General features: G+C 71.6%; 15 protein-coding genes and 3 pseudogenes. 8 read left to right on the top strand and 10 right to left on the bottom strand.

Annotated features, from left to right (window positions below; translation table 11 throughout):
* Positions 1 to 136 precede the first annotated feature (136 nt).
* The 8 genes from DN051_RS10970 to DN051_RS10940 all read right to left on the bottom strand — a co-directional run bounded on the left by DN051_RS10970 (position 137) and on the right by DN051_RS10940 (position 6,372).
* Entirely contained in the window at positions 137 to 670 is a 534-nt protein-coding gene (locus DN051_RS10970; protein ID WP_112438609.1) for a hypothetical protein, read from the bottom strand.
* A 50-nt stretch (positions 671 to 720) separates the two neighbouring features.
* A complete protein-coding gene (locus DN051_RS10965) occupies positions 721 to 1,647 on the bottom strand; it encodes an ABC transporter permease (protein ID WP_112438608.1) in 927 nt (308 codons plus the stop codon).
* Positions 1,634 to 2,431, bottom strand: a complete 798-nt coding sequence (locus DN051_RS10960; RefSeq protein ID WP_112438607.1) for an ABC transporter ATP-binding protein — start codon at positions 2,429 to 2,431, stop codon at positions 1,634 to 1,636. Before DN051_RS10960 ends, DN051_RS10965 begins: the two co-directional genes overlap by 14 nt.
* Before the next feature lie 39 nt (positions 2,432 to 2,470).
* A complete protein-coding gene (locus DN051_RS10955) occupies positions 2,471 to 3,577 on the bottom strand; it encodes an aliphatic sulfonate ABC transporter substrate-binding protein (protein WP_246040994.1) in 1,107 nt (368 codons plus the stop codon).
* A gap of 225 nt (positions 3,578 to 3,802) precedes the next feature.
* On the bottom strand, positions 3,803 to 3,904 hold the full coding sequence (locus tag DN051_RS47790; RefSeq protein WP_420709158.1) for a putative leader peptide: 102 nt from the start codon (positions 3,902 to 3,904) through the stop codon (positions 3,803 to 3,805).
* A gap of 136 nt (positions 3,905 to 4,040) precedes the next feature.
* Positions 4,041 to 4,499 carry an RrF2 family transcriptional regulator gene (locus tag DN051_RS10950; RefSeq protein WP_053758499.1) on the bottom strand — a complete coding sequence of 153 codons (459 nt, stop codon included), beginning with the start codon at positions 4,497 to 4,499 and terminating at the stop codon, positions 4,041 to 4,043.
* 55 nt (positions 4,500 to 4,554) lie between these two features.
* Complete coding sequence (locus DN051_RS10945) at positions 4,555 to 5,793, bottom strand: acyl-CoA dehydrogenase family protein (protein ID WP_112438606.1); 1,239 nt, start codon at positions 5,791 to 5,793, stop codon at positions 4,555 to 4,557.
* A 12-nt stretch (positions 5,794 to 5,805) separates the two neighbouring features.
* Positions 5,806 to 6,372, bottom strand: a complete 567-nt coding sequence (locus DN051_RS10940) for a winged helix-turn-helix domain-containing protein (RefSeq protein WP_053758497.1) — start codon at positions 6,370 to 6,372, stop codon at positions 5,806 to 5,808.
* 839 nt (positions 6,373 to 7,211) lie between these two features.
* On the opposite strand from DN051_RS10940, the pseudogene DN051_RS10935 reads away from it, so the two are divergent.
* From DN051_RS10935 to DN051_RS46465, 7 genes and pseudogenes are all read left to right on the top strand, one after another.
* Positions 7,212 to 7,658 (top strand): annotated as a pseudogene (locus DN051_RS10935) (LLM class flavin-dependent oxidoreductase); the annotation flags it as partial.
* A gap of 92 nt (positions 7,659 to 7,750) precedes the next feature.
* A pseudogene (locus DN051_RS10930) lies at positions 7,751 to 8,056 on the top strand (ABC transporter substrate-binding protein); the annotation flags it as partial.
* A gap of 86 nt (positions 8,057 to 8,142) precedes the next feature.
* A complete protein-coding gene (gene ssuE / locus DN051_RS10925) occupies positions 8,143 to 8,700 on the top strand; it encodes an NADPH-dependent FMN reductase (protein WP_053758495.1) in 558 nt (185 codons plus the stop codon).
* 47 nt (positions 8,701 to 8,747) lie between these two features.
* Positions 8,748 to 9,902, top strand: coding sequence for an LLM class flavin-dependent oxidoreductase (locus DN051_RS10920; protein WP_053758494.1), 1,155 nt, complete (start codon positions 8,748 to 8,750; stop codon positions 9,900 to 9,902).
* Between the two features lie 80 nt (positions 9,903 to 9,982).
* The gene (locus DN051_RS47260) at positions 9,983 to 10,108 is read left to right on the top strand and encodes a putative leader peptide (protein ID WP_267890869.1); all 126 of its coding nucleotides are present in this window, start codon (positions 9,983 to 9,985) and stop codon (positions 10,106 to 10,108) included.
* Between the two features lie 167 nt (positions 10,109 to 10,275).
* Entirely contained in the window at positions 10,276 to 11,262 is a 987-nt protein-coding gene (locus DN051_RS10915; RefSeq protein ID WP_079000760.1) for a glutathione S-transferase C-terminal domain-containing protein, read from the top strand.
* A gap of 29 nt (positions 11,263 to 11,291) precedes the next feature.
* Positions 11,292 to 12,134 (top strand): annotated as a pseudogene (locus DN051_RS46465) (LLM class flavin-dependent oxidoreductase); the annotation flags it as partial.
* 33 nt (positions 12,135 to 12,167) lie between these two features.
* Here the strand turns inward: DN051_RS46465 and DN051_RS10905 are convergent.
* Positions 12,168 to 13,697 (bottom strand): helix-turn-helix domain-containing protein, encoded by a 1,530-nt coding sequence (locus tag DN051_RS10905; RefSeq protein WP_053758414.1) that lies wholly within the window; start codon positions 13,695 to 13,697, stop codon positions 12,168 to 12,170.
* A gap of 64 nt (positions 13,698 to 13,761) precedes the next feature.
* Positions 13,762 to 13,959 carry a DUF4236 domain-containing protein gene (locus tag DN051_RS10900; RefSeq protein ID WP_079000751.1) on the bottom strand — a complete coding sequence of 66 codons (198 nt, stop codon included), beginning with the start codon at positions 13,957 to 13,959 and terminating at the stop codon, positions 13,762 to 13,764.
* A 359-nt stretch (positions 13,960 to 14,318) separates the two neighbouring features.
* Here DN051_RS10900 and acnA point away from each other — a divergent pair, with 359 nt between their 5' ends.
* A complete protein-coding gene (acnA, locus tag DN051_RS10890) occupies positions 14,319 to 17,036 on the top strand; it encodes an aconitate hydratase AcnA (RefSeq protein ID WP_053758509.1) in 2,718 nt (905 codons plus the stop codon).
* Positions 17,037 to 17,092 lie beyond the last annotated feature (56 nt).

Here is a 17,092-nt window from a genome sequence, read left to right as displayed (position 1 = left end):
GGCATGTCCTTGTCCTCACCGCGCACGCAGGGCGCGGCGATGCGATTCGAGCGGTCGATGGCCTGCGCGCCCGGAACGGGATGCCGGGGCAGGAGGTGTCGGCGGGCACGGCCGCGCGGCGGCCGTGCGGGCCGCTCTAGATCCGCTGAATGCCGAGCCGATGGATGCCGGGGGTGCGGACGAGTACGTCCGGTGTGCCGCGGCACGGCGGCGACAGCCCGTCGCGGCCCGCGCCGGTGACGTCCGTCGCCCGCGGCGGCGGCACCGGCACGCCGGACGACGCCGTGCTCGCGACGGCCTTCGCGGCGGGCCGGCAGTGGGTGTCGCCGGGCCGGTGCTCCAAGTCGGGGCAGTCGTGGACGTCGCCCGCCCGGAACGCGCGGGCGGCGGCCGCGGCGGCGGGCGGGTCGCCGGGACCGGAGGCCGTCGGCACGGAGGTGCCGGGTACGGAGTCGGCCGGCGCCGAGCCGGGAACGGAGGCGGCCGGTGCGGGTGCGGCGGGTGCGGTGCCGGGTGCGGCGGCGGGGGTCGTGCGGACCGCCTCCTCCGCGCTGTGCGCGCACACCGGGAGCAGCCACATCAGTACGGCGAGCAGAGCGGCACAGCGCAGCACGACCAGCGGGGCCGCGCGTCCCGTCGCGCCCCGGAGGTCCAGGTACCGGTTGCTCATCGCCGAAGAGGGTAGCCAAAGCCCGCCGGATCAGGGACCGCGCGGTGGGGTCAGCGGACCACCAGCAGGCCCCGGTTGCGCAGCACCCTGCGCTCCAGCGGGCTGAAGATCAGCAGGTCGATGGCGATACCGACCAGCAGGATCAGGAAGATGGCCAGGAAGACCTGGGACATGCTGGCGTTGTTGCGGCCGTTCTCCAGCAACTGGCCGAGGCCGATGCCCAGGTCGGGTGAGGAGGCGATGATCTCGGCGGCCATGAGGGACCGCCAGGAGAAGGCCCAGCCCTGCTTGAGGCCCGCGAGATAGCCGGGGAGTGCGGCCGGCATCACGATGTGCCAGGTGCCTTTGAGTCCCGATGCGCCGAGGGTGCGGCCGGCGCGCAGGAACAGCGGGGGTACCTGGTCGACGCCGGATACGAGGCCGTTGGCGATGGAGGGGACGGCGCCGAGCAGGATCACGGCGTACATCATCGAGTTGTTCAGGCCGAGCCACAGCACGGCCGGGGGGACCCAGGCGACGGACGGCAGTGACTGGAGGCCGGAGAGGATCGGTCCGATGGCGGCGCGGACGAACTTGACGCGGGCGACGAGGAGTCCGAGCGGGGTGCCGATGGCGAGGGCCATCAGGAAGCCGAGCAGGCCGCGCGAGACGCTGGTCCAGATGTAGTCGAGCAGCCTGCCCTGGAGCCAGGCGTTCTCGACCTCGGCCCACACCGCGGACGGCGACGGCAGTTTGTAGGCGGGGGCGGCCCCGGCCCACACCAGCACCTGCCAGACCACCAGCACCAGCGCCACGGCCGTGACGGGCGGCAGCACCTTGCGCACCAGGGTCTCGCGCAGCGGCGTACGGCCCGTCTGTACCGCGTCCAGCGCGTCGAGGCCGGCCTCCAGACCCGCCAGATCGTGCGGGTCGGCGTGCCCGCCGGCCGCCGGCGAGCGGTCCTTGCCCTGGTCGGTGCCGGTGTCAGTGCTGGCCATGGCGGCGGATCTCCCCACGGAGTTCTTCGGTGATCTCGACGGACAGTTCGGCCACGGTGGTGTCTTCGATGCGGCGTGGCTGGGGGATGTCGACCTGCCATTGGCGGTTGATGCGGCCGGGGCGGGAGGAGAGGAGGACGACGCGTTGGGCGAGGCGTACGGCTTCGCGGACGTTGTGGGTGACGAAGAGGACGGAGAGCTCGGTGTCGTGCCAGATGCGGGTGAGTTCGTCGTGGAGGACGTCGCGGGTGATGGCGTCGAGTGCGGCGAAGGGTTCGTCCATGAGGAGGAGCCGGCTGTCCTGGGCGAGTGCGCGGGCGAGTGCGACGCGTTGGCGCATGCCGCCGGAGAGTTCGTGGACGCGTTTGCCGTGGGCGTCCTGGAGGCGGACGAGTTCGAGGAGTTGGTCGGCGCGGTCGCGGCGTTCGGGTTTGGGGGTGCCGCGGAGTTTGAGGGCGAGTTCTATGTTTTTGCCGGCGGTGAGCCAGGGGAAGAGGGCGTGTTCCTGGAACATCAGGGCGGGTCGGCCGTCGGTGGTGATGTGGCCGGTGGTGGGGCGGTCGAGGCCGGCGACGAGGTTGAGCAGGGTGGATTTGCCGCATCCGGAGGCGCCCAGGAGGGTGACGAACTCGCCGGGGGCGACATCGAGGGTGATGTCGTCCAGCACGAGCTGCCGCCCACCGGGCGAGCCCGGTGCCGGGAAGGACTTCGAGACGTGCTCGACACGGGCGGCGTGCCGCACCTGCGTGGCGTCCTCGGCGGTCTTGGTGAGCGTGGTGGCCATGGTCGTCACCTCCTGGGGACTCATCGGGTCCGGTAACCGCTACTCGGCGCCGAGACCGGCGTCGTCGACCTCGTCCTTGCCGTCGGCCTTGAGGACCTTGTTCAGCGGCGCGAGGTCGTAGATGCCCTTCAGGTTCGGCTCCTCCAGCAGTCCGGCCTTCACCGCGTGCTCCGCCTCGGTGCCGAGGGTCGCGGCCAGCGGGTCGTCGAGGAAGGTGATGGACTTCCAGGCGGGGTCGATGACCTCGGCGGGCAGCGCCTTGCCGGACAGCTTCTCCAGGGCCGCGTTGGCGGACGCCTTGGCGTCGTCCGGGTTGGCGTTGATCCAGGCGTTGGTCTTCACGGATCCGCGCAGGACCGCTTCGACGACGTCTGGGTGTTCCTTGAGGAAGGTCTGCGACACGATGATGTTGGTGATCACGAACTTCTTGTCGGGCCACAGGTCGGCTTCGTCGAGGAGGACCTTGGCGCCGTCGGCGACGAGCTTGGAGGCGGTCGGTTCGGGTACCCATGCGCCGTCGATGGAGCCGGACTTGTAGGCGTCGGGTGTGATCTTGTTGTCGGTGCGGACGACGGACACGTCGCCCTGGCCGCTCTGGGCGTCGACCTTCCAGCCCTTTTCCTTGATCCAGTTGAGGAAGGCGACGTCCTGGGTGTTGCCGAGCTGCGGGGTGGCGATCTTCTTGCCCTTGATGTCGTCGAGCGACTTGATCCGGTCGGGGTCGACGACGAGCTTGACGCCGCCGGAGGCGGAGCCGCTGATGATGCGCAGGTTCTTGCCGGCGGCCTTGGTGTAGCCGTTGATGGCGGGGGAGGGGCCGATCCAGCCGATGTCGACGGAGCCCGAGTTGAGCGCCTCGATCTCGGAGGGACCGGCGTTGAAGGTCGACGCCTTGATCTTCGTCCCGCCGAGTTCCTTCTGGAGCAGGCCCTCCTGGACGCCGACCAGGGCGGTGGCGTGCGTCAGGTTGGGGAAGTAGCCGATGCGCACCTCGTCGGCGGAGAGCTTCTCGGCGTCCGCCGCGACCTCGGCCTGCCCACCGTCGTCGGTGGACTCGGAACCGTAGCCGCAGGCGGTGAGCAGGAGCGGGAGCGCGGCTATGGCGGCGAGGGCGCGCAGGGTGGTGTGCGGTCGTGCGGCAGACACGGAGGTGTCCTCTCGGGAAGGTGGACGATCTAGGAGTGTGGGAGCGGTTCGAGCGCCCGCCGGCCCGCACCGGCACGGCACTTCCCGGCCACCGGCGGCGGGCATGCCGCGGCGGGCCACGAGAAGGGGTGGCTGGATACGGTCGGACGGGGAGCGCCGGTTCCGCTCGAGGCGGCGAGCCGCGGGGCCCGCTGCGCCGGATCCGCAGAAGCAGGTGCTGTGGCGTCAGCGAGGCTGACAGATGGCGCTGGACGTGCGGCCGAGGTCGATGTGCCGACGCGAGGTCAGAAGAGGCAGCAACTGGTCTGTGCGGTCGTGCGTTTCCATGACCCCCCACAGATCCCTAGTTTTCCTACCTGGCTGATAGGGATCGTGGCAGAAGGTCGCCCGCTCCCCAAGGGGTTGTTCACATGATGGACGCAGCCGTCTTGCTTTTCGGGATCGAAGGGGAGAGCGCGGCGTGTCAGGGGTTCACCCAGGCGCCCGGCGCGTCGGCCAACGCGGACACCTCCGCGGGAAGTTGGGCCGACGCGACGTCGGCGAGCGAGACACCTTCGAGGATTTCGCGCACATTGGATCGCAGTGCGATCCACAGGGGGAGCAGCGACTCGGCGGGCCCGGTGTAGGACAGCTCCGGGGGGCGGACCCCGCGCACGGAGACCAGCGGACCGTCCACGACGCGGATGACGTCGGCGATGGTGATGGCCGCGGCGGGTCTGGCCAGCCGGTAGCCGCCGTTGCCGCCGCGCTGGCTGAGGACGAGACCGCCCCGGCGCATGTCGTTCAGGATGCTTTCCAGGAACTTGTGCGGAATGTCCTGGGCGTCGGCGATGGCCTCGGCCTTCAGTGGCGCGTCGTCCCGGGACGCGGCTAGCTGCAACGCGGCGCGTACCGCGTAGTCCGCCCTGGCTGAGATCCGCATACGTCCATTATCGCGTAGGGCTCCGCCCGCTTCCCCTCCGGGCGGGCGGCGCAGGTCATACGGGCAGCGCGAAGGCCGGGTGCGCGCCGTTGAGGAAGTAGTCGCCGACGTCGCGCAACCGGTCCGCCACCGGCTCGTACAGGGTCTGGGTGCGGGCATTGCGCCAGAACCGGTCGAAGCCCAGCCGCGCGGACGCGGAGCGGGCGCCGACGATCTCGAGGGCGCGGGCGGTGGACTCCTGCGCGGCCCTGGAGGCGGCGGCGTCGGCCATCGCCGCCAGTACGGAGATCTCCGCGTACTCCTCGTAGGAGAGTTCCTCGCCGCGGGCCAGCCCGGTGTGCACGGCGTGCAGCGCCTGGTCGGTGAGCGCGGACGCGGCGCGGGTGAGCACGGTGAGCTCACCGTAGGCGGTCAGCGCGTGCAGGTCCCGCGGGGTGCCCGCCGGTCCGGCCTCGTGCCAGGGCACCCGCGCCGACCTGCTGTACTCGCGGGCCTCGGCGAGCACCCCCTCCGCCATGCCGAGGCGCAGCTGCACGGAGACGAGGCGCCCGACCGGCGACGCCAGCGCGGCCGGCGGTGTCAGGACGTCCTCGTCCGCGGACAGGGAGCCGAGGACGTCGTCGTCGGCCACCGGTACGGCGTCGAACTCCGCGCTGCCGCCGGCCGCGAGCCGCTGGCCGAAGGTGTCGGCGTCGCCGTCCACCACCACGCCGAGGCCGGCCGGGTCGACGACGACGGCGACGGGCTCGCCGGTGTCGGACCGCACGGCCCGTACGGCGAGACGGTCGGCGACCAGGACCCCGGTGGGATAGCTCTGCCGGCCGTCGAGCACCTGGCCGTCGGCCGTCCTGGTCAGCCGCGGCGGCGCTTCCCGGCGGGCCAGGCCGCCGCCCCAGCACCACTGCTCGGTCGCGGACCGCAGGGCGATCCGGTCGGCGAGCGCGGGCCGTTCGGCGAGGAACCCGGCGCTCCACGACAGGAAGTAGTGACAGCCGAGCAGTTGGCCGATCGCGCCGTCGGCCGCGGCGATCTCCCGGATGACGGCGTAGGCGGTGGTCCAGTCCCCGCCGCCGCCCCCGAGCCCGGCCGGTACGAGGAGGGTCAGCAGTCCCGCCTCACGCAGCCGGGACACCTCGTCGAACGGGGCCTTGCCCGCCTGGTCCCGGACCGCGGCGTCGGTGGCCAGGTCGTCCGCCGCCTCGCGGGCCACGTGCAGCCAGTGCGCGTGAGAGGGCCCGGTCCGCTCGGTCTCGGGGGCGGAGGCGGGGCCGGACGGTGCGGGGGCAAGGCCCATGGGAGGGTCTCCTCAAGGTCGGCCGCAGGATGCGGCGTCGGTGCTCTCCCGCTCGTCGGGCACGTACTTGTAGCCCACGCGCCGTACGGTGACGATCCGGTGCCGGTGCGCCCCCAGCTTGCGGCGCAGCCGTGCCACGTGGACGTCCACGGTGCGGCCGTCGCCGATGTGGTCGTAGCCCCAGATGCCGGCCATCAGCCGCTCGCGCGAGTGCACCTGGTGGGGATGCCGCACGAGATGCGAGAGCAGCTCGAACTCCAGATAGGTCAGGTCGAGTTCGCGTCCGTCGACCTCGGCGAGGTGCCGCTCGGCATCGACACGGACGAGGTCGTCCGGCGCCCGCCGCGCGGAGGGCGCGTCCGTGCGGGCGACCGGCCGGATCTCGGGCCGGGGCACCCCCTCGGCGAACAACCGGGCGGGATCGGTGCCCTCGGGAACGAGCACGAGGTAGCCGACGAGTGGTGCGGAGTCCTGTCCCGCGTCGCCGCCCCACGTGGTGTCGTCCACGAGGCGCAGGTGGCGCATGTCGGGCAGGGGTGGGACCGGTGGGGTGGCCTGGGTCGGAAGTGCCGTGGTCATGGCGGTCGTCCTTCAGTAGTGCGGCGGGCCGGCCGGCGCACCGCGGGTGGGTTCACCCGGTGCGCCCGGCTCACCCGGGGAGGAAGCAGAAGGAGCGGAGCGGCACGCGCGAAGTGGTGGAACCGCGTGCCTACCCGCGACAGCAGGCGGCGCTGACGACGTGACCAAAGTCGACATGCCGACGACGAACGAGTCGTTGCTGCGTATGGGACATGTACTTCATCCTGCGCACCCGTCCGGGCACCGTCAACACTTTCCCAGTAAATCGATAGGAAATGTAGGGAAGGCAACAACGGGAGGGGTACGGCGGGGAGAGCGGTAGCACCTGACGCCGTGTCCGACGCCGGTCCGGCATCCGGTCGCCGGTTGACGAGAGAGGAGATGTACTGCTCAATTGGTTCGCATGAATGCCGAGCAGCGCCTGGTCACCCGGGACCACATCGACTTCGGTCGGGTGTGGTCCGCCGCGTGTTGCGCCTGACGCGGCAGCGGGCCGCACGGCCCGCCCTCCCTCCTTCTCGGTAGCCCCTCGGCGGGCCGTGCTCCCGCCGCCTCTCGCTCCCACGCTCCCGGCCTCGCCGTGCGTACGCGCCCGACTCACGCCGAGTCCGCGCCCCCGCCCGTGCCCGTGCCCGTGCCCGGACCGTCCCGCGACAACCGGCACGCGCCGTCGTCCCGCCGCGCCCGGGGCCCCCGCCCCGGCGTCATCACACCTGCCCACCACCTGGTTCCCGGCCCCCTGAGGCGCCGTCGCACCCGGCCCGCGCCGAGGGCGGCTCCGCCGTGCCCGCGACGGCGCGACGGCACGTGCCGCAGGACTTGAGGAAAGGTCATCTCCCATGCCAGTGGAGTTCCTTGGCATCGCCGCCACCCATGACGGCTCCGAAACCACCCCGCGCTCCGGCGCCGCCTTCGACAAGGAGTACACGCTCCGGCCGGCCCGCGCGCACGAGGACCACGGCTGGGACCGGGTGCTGTTCGCCTACGGTTCCGGGTCGCCGGACCCCGGGCCGGCCGCCGCCTTCATCGCGAGCAGGCTGGAGCGCCTCCAGATCCTGCTCGCCCACCGGCCCAACGTCTCGTACCCCACCTTCGCCGCCAAGACCTTCGCCACCCTCGACCGGATCAGCGAGGGCCGGCTCACCGTCCACTTCATCACCGGCGGCAACGACCACGAGCAGGGCCGCGAGGGCGACACCCTCACCAAGGACCAGCGCTACGAGCGCATCCGTGAGTACATCCGGATCGTCAAGAAGATCTGGACCACCCACGAGCCCTTCGACCACGGCGCGCCGCCGGCGATCTCGGCCACCGCCGCGCCCATTTGACCACCGGACCGCGCCAACCGGAGGCCCGCGCCCTGTACCTGGCCGCCGGTTACACCGCGCTGTCCGGCCGCATCGACCTCTACCTCGGGCCCAACCCCACCGCCGCCTACCACGCGGCGACCTCCGGGAAGTCCGAGGTGGTCGGCACCAGTTCCGGCGCCGGTGCCACGCTCCAGGGCCTCATCGCGGCCACCACCAAGAAGGACAGCGGACTGGTCGAGCCGCTCGCCGACGCGCTCGACGAGATCATCGAGAACGGCACGTACGCGAAGGTGCTGGAGCGCTGGGGCCTGTCCGACGAGGCGGTGACGGACTCGGAGATCAACCCGCCGGGCCTGCCCGAGACCGACAAGTAGCCGTCGGGGACACGGGTGCCGCGGCAAGGCGCGGCACCCGGCCCCGCACCCAGTCCCAGGAAATCCCAGCTCCCGAAGGGTCCACCATGGCCACCGTCCTGTCCGTCTCCGGAAGCCCCTCACCCACCTCCCGCACCGCTCGCCTGCTGCGCCACCTGGACCGGCGGCTCACCGCCCAGGGGCACGACGTGATTCCGCTGGACGTGCGCACCATCCCCGCGGAGGCCCTGCTCGGCGCCGACTTCCGGCACCCGGCCGTCGTCGAGGCCACCGCGCTGTTCGACCGCGCCGACGGAGTCGTCATCGGCACACCCGTCTACAAGGCCGCCTACTCCGGGCTGTTGAAGTCCCTGCTGGATCTGCTGCCGCAGTACGCGCTGGTCGGCAAGACGGTCCTGCCGCTGGCGACGGGCGGCACCACGGCGCACGTCCTCGCGATCGACTACGCGCTGCGCCCCGTGCTCAGCTCCATGGGCGCCGGCCACATCGTCCAGGGCTGGTTCACGCTCGACAAGGACATCGCGGCCGCGGACGACGACACCCTGACCGTCGCGCCGGGAGCCGCCGAGGCGCTGGCCCAGGTCGTCGACCAGTTCTCCCAGGCCCTGGGCAGCCGGGCCGCGCACCTGGCGGCCGCCGGATGAACGGCATCGCGACCGCGACCGACGACGAGCGAAAGGCATGAGCCCCCATGAGCCTCACCTTCCACTGGTTCCTGCCGACCAACGGCGACAGCCGGCACGTCGTGGGCGGCGGCCACGGCACCCCGGCCACCGCGACCGGCGGTGACCGGCCGCCCGGCGTCGGCTACCTCGCCCAGATCGCCCGCGCGGCCGAGGACCTGGGCTTCACCGGCGCGCTGACCCCCACCGGCGCCTGGTGCGAGGACGCCTGGCTCACCACGGCCATGGTCAGCCGGCACACCGAGCGGCTGAAGTTCCTGGTCGCCTTCAGGCCCGGCTTCGTCTCACCGACGCTCGCCGCGCAGATGGCCTCGACCTTCCAGCGGCAGAGCGGCGGGCGGCTGCTGCTCAACGTCGTCACGGGCGGGGAGAGCCAGGAGCAGCGCGCCTACGGCGACTTCCTCGACAAGGACGCCCGCTACGCCCGTACCGACGAATTCCTCCAGGTCGTCCGGGCACTGTGGCAGGGGCGGACGGTGGATCTGGCGGGCGAGCACGTCCGGGTCGAGGACGCGCGGCTGGCCCGGGTGCCCGATCCGGTGCCGGAGATCTACTTCGGCGGTTCCTCGCCCGCCGCGGGTGAGGTGGCCGCCCGCCACGCGGACGTGTACCTCACCTGGGGCGAGCCGCCCGCCGCCGTGGCCGAGAAGACCGCCTGGATCCGGACCCTGGCCGAGAAGGAGGGCCGGACCGTCCGCTTCGGGATCCGCCTCCACGTCATCACCCGCGACACCGCCGAACAGGCCTGGGCCGAGGCGCGGCGGCTCCTCGACGGCTTCGACCCCGAGACCGTCGCCGCCGTGCAGGCCGGGCTGGCCCGCAGCGAGTCCGAGGGGCAGAAGCGCATGCTCGCCCTGCACGGCGGCGGGCGCGACGGCCTGGAGATCCATCCCAACCTGTGGGCCGGTATCGGTCTGGTGCGCGGGGGAGCCGGTACGGCACTCGTCGGCAGCCACAGCGAGGTGGCCGACCGGATCGCCGAGTACCACCGGCTCGGCATCGACGAGTTCGTGCTGTCCGGCTACCCCCATCTGGAGGAGGCCTACTGGTTCGGCGAGAACGTCCTGCCGCTGCTGGCGGCACGGGGCCTGTGGAAGAACCCGGCCGAGCCCCCCGCCGCGACACCGCACGTCCCCTTCGCCGGCTCCCCGGTACCGCGGTGACTTTCGCGCCACGCCCTCTTGACGAGGAGCGAGGGCCGTCCGACACTCCGAAGGAGGAATCCCTAGTGAATCGATAGGAAATGATGGAGCGTCCGGAGTCGCCCGCCGACCGCGCCGAGCGCGCGGGCCGGCCGCCTCTGCTGCTGACCTCCCGCCGTCACATCGATCTCCTGAGGGTCTCCAGCGCGGCGAGCAGTACGCGCTGAACCCGCGGTGCCCAGCCGCACCGTGTCCCCGCCCTGCTCGGGTACGCGACCGTGTCCCCCGCCCTGCTCGGGTACGCGCCGACGCCGTCGCGCGCCCCCAATTCCCGTGCGCCGCCCGCCGCCGCGGTGCCGCGCGCCACCAGCCGGACCCGGACCCAGGGAGACTCATGTCCGCCGCACCCTCGACCAGCGTGCCGTCCCTCTCGTCCCCGCCGTCGTTCCGGGGCAGGATCGGCCACGACGCCGGCAGCGGCTACTACGCCGTTCCGCGCCGCTACCGCCTGCACCTCTCGCTGTCCTGCCCGCACTGTCTGCGGATCGCCGTCACCCACAGCCTGCTCGGCCTGGAGCAGATCCTCCCGGTGGTGCCGCTGCCCGCCGTGCCGGACCTGGCCGACGGAGGACACTCCGCCCTGCGCCCCCTGTACGAGGCCAGCGCGCACCGGCATCCCGGACCGGGCACCGCACCCGTCCTCAGCGACACCTGGACGGGACGCATCGTCAGCACGCACACCCCCGACATCCTGAGCGATCTGGCCCGTTTCGGCTGCGACGGCGCCGCCCGGCCCGCCCTCCACCGGACCGGCACGGACGCGGAGACGGAGGCCGTCGACCATCTCTGCGAGTACGGCATCAACGAAGCGGCGCAGCAGGCCGGGCGGGCCGGCGTCGACGAGCGGGAGCGCAGCGCCGCCCTCGCCCGCCTGCTGCGCGTACTCGGCTCACTGGAGTGGCGGCTCGCCGATGGGGACTTCGTCCTGGGCGACGAACCGACCGCCGCCGACGTGCAGTTGTGGGTGACGCTGGTGCAGCTCGACACCGTGCACCGGCTGCACCTGGACGCCGCCGCGGTCCACCGTGTCGCCGACCATCCCCACCTGTGGGCCTACGCGCGGCGCCTGACCGGGCATCCGGCCTTCGGCTCGCATCTCGACCTGGACGGCATCGCCCGCCGGCACCACGCCCGGTGCCGGGGACAGGAGGCCGCGGGGGCGGCGGTGCAGATCCTGGACTGGACGGCGCACGTCGGGGGCGGGTCCGACGCGTGGGGCGAGGGGGACGGCGCGCGGTGCGAGGACGCCCCCGTGCCGCGGGCGGCGCACGCCGCGCGGTCCGACCTCACAGGGCCCACGGCCCGGCGGGTCGCGCCGTGAACCCCGAGCCGGCCCCCGCACCCGTATCTCTGATCGACGCCCTGCATCCGGGGCGGCTCGACCTGGGCCTCGGCCGCTCGGGCGGCCGGGCGACGGGCGGGACGGCCGCGCCCCGGCCGACCGTGACACCCGTCGTCGACGGACGTACCCCGGGCGGCCTGCGGATCCTGCCCCGGTTCTCCTTCGAGCACCTGCTCGGCTCGCCCCGGTTCCGGCTCCAGCAGCACCTGCTGCACCTGCCCGGCGCGGCGGCCCAGGACTACGGCGAGCAGGTCGACGACGTCCTCGCGCTGCAGCGCGGCGACTACCGCCTGGCGGACGGCACCGAAGCGCACGCCGTCCCGGGCGAGGGCGCCGACGTCCAGGTGTGGATCCTCGGCAGCAGCGGCGGACGGAGCGCCGAGGTCGCGGGCCGCAACGGACTGCGCTTCGCGGCCGATCACCACGTCAGCCCGGCCACCGTGCTGGAGGCGGTCGAGGGCTACCGCGCCGCGTTCCTGCCGTCCGACCGGCTCGACAAGCCGCACGTCAGCGTCTCCGCCGACGTCGTCGTCGCCGAGGACGACGAGACCGCCCGCGAACCGGCCGCCGGCTACGGCCCCTGGGTGCGCAGCATCCGTACCGCCGTGGGCGCCGTCCCGTACCCGACGCCGGAACAGGCCCGCGCCCGCACCTGGACCGAGGCGGACCGGGCACTGGTCGCGGACCGGGCCGACACCCAGTTCGTCGGCACGCCGGGGCGCGTGGCCGACCAGCTCGAGCAACTCCAGGAGGCCACCGGCGCCGACGAGCTGATCGTCACCACCATCACCCACGGCCACGCCGACCGGGTGCGCTCCTACCGACTCCTCGCGAAGGAGTGGCAGCGCCGCCGAGCACCCGGTCCCGGACGACGCGGATGCCGGTCAGATGTCCCGGAAGATCTCGATCTGCGCCCCGATGGAGTTGAGGCGCTCGGCCAGGTCCTCGTAGCCGCGGTTGATGACGTACACGTTCCGCAGGACGGAAGTGCCCTCCGCGGCCATCATGGCGAGCAGGACGACGACCGCGGGGCGCAGGGCCGGCGGGCACATCATCTCGGCGGCGCGCCAGCGGGTCGGGCCCTCGACCAGGACGCGGTGCGGGTCCAGCAACTGGAGGCGGCCGCCGAGCCGGTTGAGGTCCGTGAGATAGATCGCGCGGTTGTCGTAGACCCAGTCGTGGATCAGGGTCTTGCCCTGCGCGGCGGCCGCGATGGCCGCGAAGAAGGGCACGTTGTCGATGTTCAGGCCGGGGAACGGCATCGGGTGGATCTTGTCGATCGGTGCCTCCAGCTTGGAGGGCTTGACGGTGAGGTCGACCAGACGCGTACGGCCGTTGTCGGCGACGTACTCCGGGGTGCGGTCGTGGTCGAGGCCCATCTCCACCAGGACCGCGAGCTCGATCTCCAGGAACTCGATCGGCACCCGGCGCACCGTCAGCTCCGACTCCGTGACGACCGCCGCGGCGACCAGGCTCATCGCCTCGACCGGGTCCTCGGAGGGGGAGTAGTCGACGTCGACGTCGATGTTCGGCATGCCGTGCACGGTCAGCGTGGTGCTGCCGATGCCCTCGACCCTGACGCCCAGTGCCTCCAGGAAGAAGCACAGGTCCTGGACCATGTAGTTGGAGGAGGCGTTGCGGATGACGGTGACGCCGTCGTGCCGGGCGGCGGCCAGCAGCGCGTTCTCGGTGACGGTGTCCCCGCGCTCCGTCAGCACGATGGGGCGGTCCGGGCGGACGGAGCGGTCCACCATCGCGTGGTACTGGCCCTCGGTCGCCGCGATGTCGAGACCGAACCGGCGCAGCGCGATCATGTGCGGCTCGATGGTCCGGGTGCCGAGGTCGCATCCTCCGGCGTACGGCAGTTTGAAGCGGTCCATCCGATGCAGCAGCGGGCCGAGGAACATGATGATCGAGCGGGTGCGGCGGGCCGCCTCGGCGTCGATGGAGTCGAGGTCGAGGTCGGCCGGCGGCACGATCTCCAGGTCGACGCCGTCGTTGATCCAGCGGGTGCGGACACCGATGGAGCCCAGCACCTCCAGCAGGCGGTACACCTCTTCGATACGGGCGACCCGACGCAGCACCGTGCGCCCCTTGTTGAGCAGTGAGGCGCACAGCAGTGCCACGCACGCGTTCTTGCTCGTCTTGACATCGATGGCGCCGGACAGGCGCCGGCCGCCGACCACACGAAGATGCATCGGACCGGCGTAGCCCAGGGAGACGATCTCGCTCTCCAGGGCCTCACCGATTCGGGCGATCATCTCAAGGCTGATGTTCTGGTTGCCGCGCTCGATGCGATTGACGGCGCTCTGGCTGGTACCGAGCGCCTCGGCAAGCTGCGACTGTGTCCAGCCCCGGTGCTGCCGGGCGTCACGGATGAGCTTGCCGATGCGTACGAGGTAGTCGTCTGCCATGGGGTTGAGGCTATCTCAGATATGAGATGGCGCCTCCTGGGGGGTCCCATCGGGTGAAAGACCGTCAGCGCCGCCGTGCGGAACGGGTTCGACGCCATCCGAAAGGTCCGGGCAAATCCATCGATGTCGTACGACGTCCGGTGCTGCTGTGGGTGTGGCGCGGCCCGTGGCTGCCGCCGGTGGTGATCGACCAGGAGCGCCGGTTGATGTTCAGGCGCACCCCGGGCAGGATCCGGAAACTCTTGCGGAACGTGAGGGGCATGCGGGTCTCCTTCCGTACGTCCTTGCGTGGCTCGCCGGCTCGCCGGCTCACCTTCGCTTACCCCGACATCGCGCACTGATGAGCGAAATCCCTCGGCTCGTCGAAAGCGGCGGCGGTCCGCCGCCGCGCGGGCGGGCGTACCAGGGCGCGCGGGCGCGCGGCGGGGCCCGCGCCGGGGCCGGGCATGACCATCCAGCCCTCATGTACTAGAGTTATCTCGACATCGAGATATCTGCCGAGGCGCACCGCAGTCGCCATCTCGGTAAGGGTCACCTAACTTAGCCTTACCTTAGCGGATCGGCCAAGACGATGTGGCGGCAGGATGCGGTGGAACGCGCACATGAATGAAGGAGACTGTCGTGTCGGCGAACAGCTTCGACGCCCGCAGCACGTTGCAGGTGGGCGACGAGTCGTACGAGATCTTCCGCCTGGACAAGGTGGAGGGCTCGGCCCGGCTCCCCTACAGCCTTAAGGTCCTGCTGGAGAACCTGCTCCGCACCGAGGACGGCGCGAACATCACCGCCGACCACATCCGCGCCCTCGGCAGCTGGGACTCGCAGGCCCAGCCCTCGCAGGAGATCCAGTTCACGCCGGCCCGCGTCATCATGCAGGACTTCACCGGTGTCCCCTGCGTCGTCGACCTCGCCACCATGCGCGAGGCCGTCAAGGAGCTCGGCGGCGACCCGGCGAAGATCAACCCGCTGGCCCCGGCCGAGCTGGTCATCGACCACTCCGTCATCGCCGACAAGTTCGGCAGCAACGACGCCTTCCAGCAGAACGTGGAGCTGGAGTACGGCCGCAACAAGGAGCGCTACCAGTTCCTGCGCTGGGGCCAGACCGCGTTCGACGAGTTCAAGGTCGTCCCGCCCGGCACCGGCATCGTCCACCAGGTCAACATCGAGCACCTGGCCCGCGTCGTCATGGTCCGCGACGGCAAGGCCTACCCCGACACCCTGGTCGGCACCGACTCGCACACCACGATGGTCAACGGCCTCGGCGTCCTCGGCTGGGGCGTCGGCGGTATCGAGGCCGAGGCCGCGATGCTCGGCCAGCCGGTCTCGATGCTCATCCCGCGCGTCGTCGGCTTCAAGCTCACCGGTGAGCTCCGGCCCGGCACCACCGCCACCGACCTCGTGCTGACCATCACCGAGATGCTGCGCAAGCACGGCGTGGTCGGCAAGTTCGTCGAGTTCTACGGCGAGGGCGTGGCCGCCACCAGCCTCGCCAACCGCGCCACCATCGGCAACATGTCGCCGGAGTTCGGCTCCACCGCCGCCATCTTCCCGATCGACGACGAGACCCTGAACTACCTGCGCCTGACCGGCCGCTCCCAGCAGCAGGTCGCGCTCGTCGAGTCCTACGCCAAGACCCAGGGCCTGTGGCTGGACCCGACCGCCGAGCCCGACTTCTCCGAGAAGCTGGAGCTCGACCTGTCGACGGTCGTCCCGTCGATCGCCGGCCCGAAGCGCCCGCAGGACCGCATCGTCCTCGCGAACGCCGCCGAGCAGTTCAAGCTGGACGTCCGCAACTACGTGGACACCGTCGACGAGGCGGGCGTCGAGTCCTTCCCGGCCTCCGACGCCCCGGCCGTCGCCCCGAACGGCGCGCCCAGCAACCCGGTGCAGGTCACCGCCCCCGACGGCACGACCTACGAGCTGGACCACGGTGCCGTGACGGTCGCCGCCATCACCTCCTGCACCAACACCTCCAACCCGTACGTCATGGTCGCCGCCGCCCTGGTCGCCAAGAAGGCGGTCGAGAAGGGCCTGACCCGCAAGCCGTGGGTCAAGACCACCCTCGCCCCGGGCTCCAAGGTCGTCACCGACTACTTCGACAAGGCGGGCCTGACCCCGTACCTCGACAAGGTCGGCTTCAACCTCGTCGGCTACGGCTGCACCACCTGCATCGGCAACTCCGGCCCGCTGCCGGACGAGGTCTCCAAGGCGGTCAACGACCACGATCTCGCCGTCACCTCGGTCCTCTCCGGCAACCGCAACTTCGAGGGCCGTATCAACCCCGACGTCAAGATGAACTACCTGGCGTCCCCGCCGCTGGTGGTCGCCTACGCGCTCGCGGGCTCCATGAAGGTGGACATCACCCGGGACGCCCTCGGCACCGACCAGGAGGGCAAGCCGGTCCACCTGGCCGACATCTGGCCGACCGAGGCCGAGGTCAACGACGTCGTCGCCAACGCCATCGGCGAGGACATGTTCTCCAAGTCCTACAGCGACGTCTTCGCCGGCGACGCCCAGTGGCAGGCGCTGCCGATCCCGACCGGCAACACCTTCGAGTGGGACGCCGAGTCGACCTACGTCCGCAAGCCCCCGTACTTCGAGGGCATGACGATGGAGACCACCCCGGTCTCCGACATCATCGGCGCCCGTGTGCTGGCCAAGCTGGGCGACTCGGTCACCACCGACCACATCTCCCCGGCCGGCGCCATCAAGGCCGACACCCCGGCCGGCCAGTACCTCACGGAGCACGGCGTGCAGCGCCGCGACTTCAACAGCTACGGCTCCCGCCGCGGCAACCACGAGGTCATGATCCGCGGCACGTTCGCCAACATCCGCCTGCGCAACCAGATCGCGCCGGGCACCGAGGGCGGCTACACCCGCGACTTCACCCAGGCCGACGGTCCGGTGTCGTTCATCTACGACGCCTCGCGCAACTACATCGAGCAGGGCGTCCCGCTGGCCATCCTGGCCGGCAAGGAGTACGGCTCCGGCTCGTCCCGCGACTGGGCCGCCAAGGGCACCGCGCTGCTCGGCGTCAAGGCCGTCATCGCCGAGTCCTACGAGCGCATCCACCGCTCGAACCTCATCGGCATGGGCGTCCTGCCGCTCCAGTTCCCGGAGGGCGCCTCGGCCGAGTCCCTCGGCCTGACCGGCGAGGAGACCTTCTCCTTCACCGGCGTCGAGGAGCTCAACAACGGCACCACGCCGCGCACGGTCAAGGTCACCACCGACACGGGCGTCGAGTTCGACGCGGTCGTCCGCATCGACACCCCCGGTGAGGCCGACTACTACCGCAACGGCGGCATCATGCAGTACGTGCTGCGCAGCCTGATCCGCAAGTAAGGCTCCCGCACAGCGGCTGGGCCGCACCCCGGTGACGGGGTGCGGCCCGGTTCTCT

The sequence above is a fragment of the Streptomyces cadmiisoli genome, from assembly GCF_003261055.1.
Taxonomy (GTDB): Bacteria; Actinomycetota; Actinomycetes; order Streptomycetales; family Streptomycetaceae; genus Streptomyces; species Streptomyces cadmiisoli.
This window is presented reverse-complemented; position numbering and strand designations above follow the sequence as displayed.

Bases quoted from the DNA above. Each gene is read 5' to 3' on its own strand.
- DN051_RS10970 (WP_112438609.1), bottom strand. From the start codon at position 670: ATGAGCAACCGGTACCTGGACCTCCGGGGCGCGACGGGACGCGCGGCC.
- DN051_RS10960 (WP_112438607.1), bottom strand. From the start codon at position 2,431: ATGGCCACCACGCTCACCAAGACCGCCGAGGACGCCACGCAGGTGCGG.
- DN051_RS47260 (WP_267890869.1), top strand. From the start codon at position 9,983: ATGATGGAGCGTCCGGAGTCGCCCGCCGACCGCGCCGAGCGCGCGGGC.
- ssuE (WP_053758495.1), top strand. From the start codon at position 8,143: ATGGCCACCGTCCTGTCCGTCTCCGGAAGCCCCTCACCCACCTCCCGC.
- DN051_RS10950 (WP_053758499.1), bottom strand. From the start codon at position 4,499: ATGCGGATCTCAGCCAGGGCGGACTACGCGGTACGCGCCGCGTTGCAG.
- DN051_RS10940 (WP_053758497.1), bottom strand. From the start codon at position 6,372: ATGACCACGGCACTTCCGACCCAGGCCACCCCACCGGTCCCACCCCTG.
- DN051_RS10905 (WP_053758414.1), bottom strand. From the start codon at position 13,697: ATGGCAGACGACTACCTCGTACGCATCGGCAAGCTCATCCGTGACGCC.
- DN051_RS10945 (WP_112438606.1), bottom strand. From the start codon at position 5,793: ATGGGCCTTGCCCCCGCACCGTCCGGCCCCGCCTCCGCCCCCGAGACC.
- DN051_RS10920 (WP_053758494.1), top strand. From the start codon at position 8,748: ATGAGCCTCACCTTCCACTGGTTCCTGCCGACCAACGGCGACAGCCGG.
- DN051_RS47790 (WP_420709158.1), bottom strand. From the start codon at position 3,904: ATGGAAACGCACGACCGCACAGACCAGTTGCTGCCTCTTCTGACCTCG.
- DN051_RS10965 (WP_112438608.1), bottom strand. From the start codon at position 1,647: ATGGCCAGCACTGACACCGGCACCGACCAGGGCAAGGACCGCTCGCCG.
- DN051_RS10915 (WP_079000760.1), top strand. From the start codon at position 10,276: ATGTCCGCCGCACCCTCGACCAGCGTGCCGTCCCTCTCGTCCCCGCCG.
- DN051_RS10900 (WP_079000751.1), bottom strand. From the start codon at position 13,959: ATGCCCCTCACGTTCCGCAAGAGTTTCCGGATCCTGCCCGGGGTGCGC.